Raw genomic sequence first — 8089 nt, 5'->3', positions numbered from 1 at the left:
CGTCGGGCCTGTTCCCGACCGCCGAGGACCGGGCCCGCCAGGCCGAGCTGCGCACCGAGGAGCCGGTCGGCGCCCGGCGGAACGGGTCGGGCGGGTCCGAAGGGTCCGGCGGTTCAGGAGGTGACGGCTGATGGCCCGGCTGCGGCGGGCCGTGGCCGGCGCCCTCTGGTACGTGCGTGAGGTGATGGGGGAGAACGCCTACGAGCACTACCTGGCCCACCAGCACCGGGACCATCCCGACGCCCAGGTCCTCTCCCGCCGCGAGTTCGAGTGCCGCCGCATGGACCGGATAGAGGTCCGCCCGGGCCAGCGTTGCTGCTAGAGCGTGTCGCACGGACGCGGTAGGGTCCATCCACGGCGTCGGGCTGGCGCCGTGCCACCGGCTGGTCGTGATGGAGGAGGATGATGCGGAAGATCGTCGCCAACCTGTTCATCTCGCTCGACGGGGTCGTCGAGGAGCCGGGAGACTGGCACTTCCCGTACTTCAACGACGAGATGGGCGCGGCCGTCGACGCTGGCCTCCGCTCGGCCGACACGCTGCTGCTGGGCCGCAAGACCTACGACGACCACGCCGGGGCGTGGCCGGAGCGGGAGGAGGCCGGCGACGAGGACGCCGAGTTCGCCAAGGTGCTCGGCGACATGCGCAAGATCGTCGTGTCGCGCCAGCGGCTGGAGCTGGCCTGGCGGAACTCCGAGCAGCTGGAGGGCGACCTCGTCGAGGCCGTGACCGCCCTGAAGAACCAGCCGGGCGACGGGAACATCGCCATGAGCGGGTCGGTCTCGGTGGTTCGCCAGCTGCTGGCCGCGGGGCTGCTGGACGAGCTGCACCTGCTGGTGCACCCGATCGCCGTGCGCAAGGGCATGCGGCTGTTCGACGAGGGCGAGCCCCCGGTCCCGCTGCGGCTGCTCTCGTCCGAGGCGTTCAGCACGGGCGTGCTGAACCTCGTCTACGGGCCTGCCGAGCCGGCCGGCGACGTCACCTATGAGGACGCCAAGGCGCACCTGTCCCAGCCCGAGCAGTAGCCGCCAGGCGCGGGCCGGCGTTGGGGAAGCCCGCGGTCAGGCCACCCAGGTGGTCTCGCAGGGGCGGCACCACCACAGCTTCCTGAGGCTGGTGAGCGTCCCCTCGTTCAGCGGCTTGTAGCGCTTGGCCGGGTCCCCGCAGAAGAAGCACTCCGGCCCTCCGTCAGCCGCCGCCTCGATCCATCCCGCGGTTGTGGCGGTGGCGGCGTGCATTCCCTCCAATCGCGGCGTGGTGTTCACGTTCCTCGCTCCGTCGTCGGCCGTCCGGCAGCGACCGGTGTCGTCCACGGCCGGGATCGAGCCTAGTTGTCACGTGTTGCGCCCTGGTTGTCGCTTGGTGACGTCTGCGTTGCGTCGCTGGTCGCCACAGGGGTTAGCATCTGCGACCGACGACCGGCCGCCGGGGCCGGCACGGACGGGGAGGGGGCTGGGCGACAGGTGGAGGACCAGGTGCGGGTCGAGTGGCGCAAGAGCACCCTCAGCACCACCAACGGGTGCGTCGAGGTGGCGGTTGTCGGCGACCGGATCGCGGTCCGCGACTCCAAGGACCAGGGCCAGGGCCCGGTGCTGGAGTTCACGGCGGTCGAGTGGGACGCCTTCCTGGGCGGGGTCCGCGGAGGCGAGTTCGACCTGGAGCCCTGACCGCTGGACCGCAGGCCCTGACCGCTAGACCGCCTCGGCCGCCACGCCGGCGGCGGCGATGCGCCCGGCCGACGCCTCGGGCGTGAGCGCCGCCGGCAGGAGCAGCCCGAACACCCGCCGGTAGCGGGCCACGTCCTCGGCACCCTCCAGGTAGAGGGCGTCGGCGGCGCTGTCGAGGGCGACCACGTCGCGCTCGGCCGGGGCGGGGAAGCCGAAGATGGTGAACGGCCCGTCCATCCCGGCGTGGGCCCCGGCCTCGACGGGCAGCACCTGGAGGGTGACCGCCGGCCGGGCCGCGTCCTCAAGCAGCCGCCGCCGCTGGGCGGCCATGACCTTCTCGCCGCCGACCGGGCGCCGGAGCACCGTGTCGTCCAGGAGGACCCGCAGCGCCGGGGGGCTGTCCTGGTCGAGCAGGGCCTGGCGGCGCAGGCGGAGCTCGACCCGCCGGTCGATCTCGGCTCCGGGCAGGTCGGGGCGGACCGCGCCGATCACCGCCCGGGCGTAGTCGGCGGTCTGGAGCAGGGCGGGCACGATCACCGACATGTAGATGTCGATCGAGGTCGCGGCCGTCTCCAGCCCGACATAGGCGGGTACGCCGTCGGGCACGTCGACGAACTTCTGCCACCAGCCCGGCTGGCGGGCCTCCCTGGCGATCTGGACCATGGCCTCGCGCTGGGCGTCGGATACCCGGTACAGCGCCAGCATGTCCCGGACGTCGCGCGGGGTCGCGCTGACCTGCCCCGTCTCGATGCGGGAGACCTTGGACTGGGAGCACTCGAGCACCTCGGCGACCTGGTCGATGGTCAGCCCGGTCTCCTCCCGGAGCCGGCGCAGCTCGGCCCCGAGGCGCCGCCGGCGGCCGGTCGGGGTCCGCGTGGTCATCTGGGCTCCCCGTGGCTCAGGGGCTGGCTCGAGTGGTGCGGCAAGGTTGTCATGGGCAGGGATGCATTCTGCATAGTTGCAGAGTCTGCCGGATTCGTTCAGACTCCTGCAAGAGAGACCATTCTCTACCTTCCGGCGGGAGGCCACCATGGCGACCACCAGGCCGCGGGAGCGGATCCTCGACGCGGCGACCCGCCTCTTCGCCGACGAGGGCATCAACGCGACCAGCGTCGACCGGGTCATCGCCGAGGCCGACGTCGCCCCCATGACCGTCTACCGCAAGTTCGGCGGCAAGGACGAGCTGGTGGCGGCCACCGTGGAACAGTGGAGCGTGCGCTGGCTGGCCTGGCTGCGGGACGAGTCGTGGACGGACACCGGCGACCCCGGAGCGCGGCTCGAGGGCCTCTGGGACGCGCTCGAGAAGTGGTTCGCCGACGAGGGCTTCCGCGGGTCGTACGTGGACAACGTCGCCACCGAGCTCCGGGCCAAGCCCGGCCACCCCGCCCAGGCGGCCATCGCCGCCCACCGGGCCGCCCTGCGGGAGCTGCTCCGCGACCTCGCCACCGCGGCCGGCGTGCCCTCGCCCGAGGGCGCTGCCCTCCAGCTCCACGTGCTGATCGACGGGGCCACGGCGGTGGCCGTGCTCGACCGCCAGCCGGGCGCGGCCGCCCGCGCCCGCGCCATGGCCGCCACGGTGCTCGCCGGTCCGCGGGCGTTAGCGGGCCGTTAGGCCTCCCGGGCTACGTTGCGGCCGACGACGCGCCGCACGAACGGGAGCCCGGATGCAGGATCTGACCGCCGCCGCATGGCGAACCAGCACCCTCTGCGACCTCAACGGCTGCGTCGAGGTCGCCCTCCTCGACGGCCAGGTCGCGGTCCGCGACGCCAAGGACCGGAGCGGCCCCGTCCTGCTCTTCAGCGCCCGCGAGTGGGAGGCCTTTGTCGGCGGCGTGCGCGGCGGCGAGTTCGACCTCCCCTGATCCGGCGATCCAGGCGCCGCCGCCCTGGCGGGGCGGCGCGTGACGGCCGGCGAGGCTAGACTTTCGCCCCGCCAGGCCGCAACCGCGTCGGAGGAGGAGCCATGGCCCGCAAGCGACGGGACAAGGACAAGGTGTCCAAGGACACCAAGGCCGGCCAGAGGTCCAACGGCAAGCAGGCCAGCCAGAAGCCCGCGCCCCAGGAGGCCGCCCAGGCCCCCCGTTCCCGCCGTGGCCGCAAGCTGTTCTTCCTGCTCGCCCTGGCCGGGACCGCGACCTACCTGGTCCGCCGCAGCCAGCGCAAGGCCGAGCTCGACGAGGGCATCTGGCACGAGGCCCCCGCGCCCCCGGGCCAAGCGTCCGCCGCCACCGGCTCCACCACTTCCGCCGCCTCCGGCACCCCGGCCAGCCCCGCCACCACCGCCTAGCGGCACCCAGCATCGCTCGGCCGCTCACCGGGGGCCGGTCGCCCACGGGAGCCCGCCACCCGGTCGCGCCGGGATCAGGGTGGGTCGCGGACCCGGTGGTCGTACTGGTGCTGGACCCGCATGCCGGCACGCGGCCGCGCTGGTCGCGGCGGACGGCCAGCAACCACAGTGCCGGGTTGAAGTCGGAGCGCTCCAGGTCGACATCCACCCAGAACTCGTAGCTCCGGGGTGGCTGGTTGCCGATGTCGGCGAAGGCGGCGCCACAACGTGCGGATGTCGTCCGGGTCGGTGTCCGGCACCCCAGGTCGGCGACGTTGCAGCGGATGCATCTGTCTTCCGCCCGAAGCCCCCGCAACCCGGTTTCCACACCCCGGTCAACCACGGTCGGTGGCCGCCCCGTAGACTTCCCCCATGCCGCGCTGCGCAGTATGCGGACAGGACAACCCGGGGGGCTTCCGGTTCTGCGGGGCCTGCGGGGCGTCCCTCGCCGGACCAGTCCGGGCCCCGGCCGAGGAGCGCCGCCTGGTCACGGTGCTGTTCTGCGACCTGGTGGGCTTCACCGCCCGCTCCGACCAGGCCGACCCCGAGGACGTCGGCGCCCTGCTGCGCCCCTACCACATCCGGCTGCGGGCCGAGATCGAACGCCTCGGCGGCACCCTGGACAAGTTCGTCGGCGACGGCGTCATGGCCGTCTTCGGCGCCCCCGTCGCCCACGAGGACGACCCCGAACGAGCCGTCCGCTGCGCCCTGGCCATGCTGGCGGCCAGCGAGGAGCTCAACCTGACCGTCCGCATCGGCATCACCACCGGCGAGGCCCTGGTCCGCTTCGGCCCGGCCCGCCAGACCGAGGGCGTGGTCGGGGACGTGGTCAACACGGCCTCGCGGCTGCAGGGGGTGGCCCCGGCGGGTGGAGTGGTGGTGGGGGAGGTGACCTTCCGGGCGACCCGCCGGCTGTTCGACTACCAGGAGCTCGGGCCGGTCCAGGTCAAGGGCAAGGCCGACCCGGTGCCGGTGTGGCAGCTGCAGGGGGCCCGCAGCCGCACCGGCATCGAGGCCGTGCGCCGGGCCGGCACCCCGTTCGTCGGCCGCCAGGCCGAGCTGGAGCGTCTCAGGGGCCTGTTCGAGCAGACCCTGGCCGACCGGACCGTACGGCTGGTCACGGTCGTGGGCGAGCCCGGAGTGGGAAAGTCACGCTTTGTGGGTGAGCTGGCCGCCGCCGTGGACGTCCGGCCCGAGCTGGTCACCTGGCGCCAGGGCCGCTGCCTGCCCTATGGCGACGGGATCACCTTCTGGGCGCTGGGCGAGATCGTCAAGGCCCAGGCCGGGGTCCTCGAGTCCGACCCCCCGGCCGAGGTGTCGGGCAAGCTCCGGGCGGTCATCGCCGACCTGCTCCCCGACCCGTCGGAGCGCGAGTGGCTGCGGGCGCGGCTCGCCCCCCTGCTCGGGATCGCCGACGCCGACGCGGTCAAGGCCGAGCGGGCCGAGCTGTTCGCCGCCTGGCAGCGCTTCGTCGAGGCCATGGCCGCCTCACACCCGCTGGTGCTGGTGGTGGAGGACCTCCACTGGGCCGACGCGGCCATGCTCGAGTTCCTCGAGCATCTGGTCGAGCGGTCCAGCGACCTTCCCCTGCTGATCGTGGCCACGGCCCGTCCCGAGCTGCTGGAGCGGCGCCCGGGCTGGGGCGGCGGCACTCCGGCCGCGACCAGGATCCCGCTGGCGCCGCTGAGCGACCTGGAGGTGGCGCGGCTGGTGGCCGTCCTGGTGGGCAGGACGTCGCTGCCCGTCGGGGTGCAGGCCTTGCTGCTGGAGCGGGCCGGTGGCAACCCGCTGTACGCCGAGGAGTTCGCCCGGCTCCTGGCCGACCAGGGCATGGTCGCCGGCGAGGACGCGGCCGTCCCCGACATCCCCGTCCCCGAGACCGTGCACGGGCTGATCGCGGCCCGCCTCGACGCCCTCGCCCCCGAGGTCAGGGCGCTGGTCCAGAACGCCGCCGTGGTCGGCCGGGTCTTCTGGCCGGGCGCCGTGGCCGCCATGGACGGCGACGGGGGCTCCGGGGGGCTTGAGGCCAGCCCCCCGGTGGACGGCGGGCGCGCCGGTGACCAGACGGTCCATGCCGGCCTGGCCGAGCTGGAGCGCAAGCAGCTGGTCCAGCGGGCCCGGACCTCGTCGGTCCAGCACCAGGACGAGTACGTGTTCTGGCACGCCCTGGTCAGGGACGTGGCCTACGCCCAGATTCCCAGGGCGGGCCGGGCCCGCCGCCACCAGGCGGTCGCCGAGTGGGTCGAGGCCGTGGCCGGGGAGCGGGTCGGGGACCTGGCCGAGGTCGTCGCCCACCACTACGGACAGGCGCTGGCCTACGCCAGGGCGGCCCGGGAGCCCCAGGAGCAGATCGACAAGCTGGTCGAGCCGACCCGCCGCTTCCTCGTCCTGGCCGGGGACCGGACCATCAACCTCGACCTCGACCGGGCCCGCGCCTACTACCGCCAGGCCGTCGAGCTCGGCCAGCCCAGGGAGCCCGAGCGGCCCCACCTGCTGGTCAGGACCGGGCGGGCGGCGTTCCAGTCCGGCGACTACCCGGAGGCGGTGGCCGTCTACGAGGAGGCCATCGCCGACCTGCGCCGCCAGGGCGACACCCAGGTCCTCGGGGCCACCCTGGGCCGGCTGGCCACCGTCTACTGGAACCAGGGCGACACCCGCCGGGCCAACGCCGTCCTCACCGAGGCCATCGAGCTGCTGGAGCGGGAGCCGCCCGGCACCGAGCTGGTCTCGGCGTATGTCCGCATGGCCGGCGACCGGGTCGTCTCCGGCCACGCCTCCGAGGCCCTCGACTGGGCCGACAAGGCCCTGGTCCTGGCCGACGAGCTCGGCGGGCTGCCCCGGATCCGGCCCCGCGCCCTCGACGCCCGCGGCATGGCCCGCTGCGACCTGGGCGACTTCGGCGGGATGGACGACCTGCGGGCGGGGCTGGCCCTCGGCCTGGAGCTGGGGTCGGGCTACGACACCGCCGTGCTCTACAACAACCTGGCCGAGCCGGTCTGGCTGGTCGAGGGTCCGCAGGCGGCCCTGGAGGTCTGCGAGGAGGGCGTCGACTTCGCCGAGCGCCGCGGCCTCAGCGAGGCCGCCATGTGGCTGCGCGCCTCCACCCTGGGCCCGCTGCTCGACCTGGGCCGCTGGGAAGAGGCCGTCACCCTGGCCGACGAGGCGATCGCCTGGGACCTGGCCCACGGCGGCGACTACCTGGCCATCGGCTGCCGCCGCTACGTCACCCTCGTCCTCGCATGGCAGGGCCACCTGATCGCCGCCCGCGACCTGGCCACCAGAGTCCTCCCCCGGGCCAGGGAGATCGACGACCTCCAGCAGCTCGTCCCCGCCCTGGTCAACGCCGCCCTGGTCGAGCACGCCACCGGCGACCACCCCGCCGCCGTGGCCCTCGTCACCGAGGCCGCCCAGCTCACCGCCGACCGGGCCGGCGGCCGCCGCTTCCTCGGCCAGTTCCTCGCCGACATGGTCCGGGTCACCGCCGAACCCGCCCCCGACCTGGCCCGTTCCCTGATCGCCCAGGCCGAGCCCACCGCCACCAGGTACCGCCTCACCGCCACCACCGCCACCGCCGTCCTCGCCGAAGCCACCGGCGACCCGGAGCGCGCCGCCGACCTGTTCGCCGAAGCCGCCACGGGCTGGAACACCTACGGCCACGTCCACGAGCACGCCCTGGCCCTCCTCGCCCAGGGCCGCTGCCTCCTGCGGTTAGGGCGCCCGGAGGGCGAGCAGGTGCTGAGGGTCGCCCAGCGGCGCCTGACCGCCCTGGGTGCCCGGCCGCCGGCGACCGAGGCTGGGTCGCTGCTGCCAAGGTTCAATAGCTGACCAGCCGCAGGTCACCCGGGGATGCAGCTCAGCTGGAAGAGCGCCTGCTCTGCAATTCGCTGGACTCATGCGCTGTGCTTGGCTGCCGAAACGCAAGTTAGCTCATTAGGTGATGCCTCGACTGCATGTTCCTCCGGCTTCGGTTGCCGATGGTCAGCCTTGCAGGGCGTCGCACACCTTGGCGAAGATGGCCTCAACGCCCAGCTCCAGCGCCGCGTGCTGGCCATGGGCGAACAGGAGGTTGCCCTCGATGTCGAAGGCCTTTACGCCGAC

At 73.8% G+C, this 8089-nt stretch carries 9 protein-coding genes; 7 read left to right on the top strand and 2 right to left on the bottom strand.

The window, feature by feature from the left end; translation table 11 throughout:
* Positions 1 to 130: 130 nt before the first annotated feature.
* Positions 131 to 322, top strand: coding sequence for a YbdD/YjiX family protein (locus VF468_03725; protein HEX5877422.1), 192 nt, complete (start codon positions 131 to 133; stop codon positions 320 to 322).
* Between the two features lie 83 nt (positions 323 to 405).
* A complete protein-coding gene (locus tag VF468_03720) occupies positions 406 to 1023 on the top strand; it encodes a dihydrofolate reductase family protein (protein ID HEX5877421.1) in 618 nt (205 codons plus the stop codon).
* A 36-nt stretch (positions 1024 to 1059) separates the two neighbouring features.
* Here VF468_03720 and VF468_03715 read toward each other — a convergent pair whose 3' ends face one another.
* Entirely contained in the window at positions 1060 to 1263 is a 204-nt protein-coding gene (locus VF468_03715) for a hypothetical protein (GenBank protein ID HEX5877420.1), read from the bottom strand.
* A gap of 210 nt (positions 1264 to 1473) precedes the next feature.
* Between VF468_03715 and VF468_03710 the strand changes: the two genes are divergently transcribed.
* Positions 1474 to 1665 carry a DUF397 domain-containing protein gene (locus VF468_03710; protein HEX5877419.1) on the top strand — a complete coding sequence of 64 codons (192 nt, stop codon included), beginning with the start codon at positions 1474 to 1476 and terminating at the stop codon, positions 1663 to 1665.
* Between the two features lie 24 nt (positions 1666 to 1689).
* On the opposite strand, the gene VF468_03705 is transcribed toward VF468_03710, so the two are convergent.
* Positions 1690 to 2547: a helix-turn-helix transcriptional regulator gene (locus VF468_03705; GenBank protein HEX5877418.1), complete on the bottom strand. Its 858-nt coding sequence runs from the start codon at positions 2545 to 2547 to the stop codon at positions 1690 to 1692.
* Between the two features lie 148 nt (positions 2548 to 2695).
* Between VF468_03705 and VF468_03700 the strand changes: the two genes are divergently transcribed.
* The 4 genes from VF468_03700 to VF468_03685 all read left to right on the top strand — a co-directional run bounded on the left by VF468_03700 (position 2696) and on the right by VF468_03685 (position 7816).
* Positions 2696 to 3277 (top strand): helix-turn-helix domain-containing protein, encoded by a 582-nt coding sequence (locus tag VF468_03700; protein HEX5877417.1) that lies wholly within the window; start codon positions 2696 to 2698, stop codon positions 3275 to 3277.
* A 52-nt stretch (positions 3278 to 3329) separates the two neighbouring features.
* On the top strand, positions 3330 to 3527 hold the full coding sequence (locus VF468_03695; GenBank protein ID HEX5877416.1) for a DUF397 domain-containing protein: 198 nt from the start codon (positions 3330 to 3332) through the stop codon (positions 3525 to 3527).
* Positions 3528 to 3628: 101 nt separating this feature from the next.
* Positions 3629 to 3952: a hypothetical protein gene (locus VF468_03690; protein ID HEX5877415.1), complete on the top strand. Its 324-nt coding sequence runs from the start codon at positions 3629 to 3631 to the stop codon at positions 3950 to 3952.
* A 411-nt stretch (positions 3953 to 4363) separates the two neighbouring features.
* On the top strand, positions 4364 to 7816 hold the full coding sequence (locus VF468_03685) for an AAA family ATPase (protein ID HEX5877414.1): 3453 nt from the start codon (positions 4364 to 4366) through the stop codon (positions 7814 to 7816).
* The last annotated feature ends 273 nt before the right edge of the window (positions 7817 to 8089 follow it).

Source organism: Actinomycetota bacterium, from assembly GCA_036280995.1.
Lineage (GTDB): Bacteria > Actinomycetota > CALGFH01 > CALGFH01 > CALGFH01 > CALGFH01.
This window is presented reverse-complemented; position numbering and strand designations above follow the sequence as displayed.

Bases quoted from the DNA above. Each gene is read 5' to 3' on its own strand.
- VF468_03705 (HEX5877418.1), bottom strand. From the start codon at position 2,547: ATGACCACGCGGACCCCGACCGGCCGCCGGCGGCGCCTCGGGGCCGAG.
- VF468_03695 (HEX5877416.1), top strand. From the start codon at position 3,330: ATGCAGGATCTGACCGCCGCCGCATGGCGAACCAGCACCCTCTGCGAC.
- VF468_03720 (HEX5877421.1), top strand. From the start codon at position 406: ATGCGGAAGATCGTCGCCAACCTGTTCATCTCGCTCGACGGGGTCGTC.
- VF468_03685 (HEX5877414.1), top strand. From the start codon at position 4,364: ATGCCGCGCTGCGCAGTATGCGGACAGGACAACCCGGGGGGCTTCCGG.
- VF468_03700 (HEX5877417.1), top strand. From the start codon at position 2,696: ATGGCGACCACCAGGCCGCGGGAGCGGATCCTCGACGCGGCGACCCGC.
- VF468_03690 (HEX5877415.1), top strand. From the start codon at position 3,629: ATGGCCCGCAAGCGACGGGACAAGGACAAGGTGTCCAAGGACACCAAG.
- VF468_03725 (HEX5877422.1), top strand. From the start codon at position 131: ATGGCCCGGCTGCGGCGGGCCGTGGCCGGCGCCCTCTGGTACGTGCGT.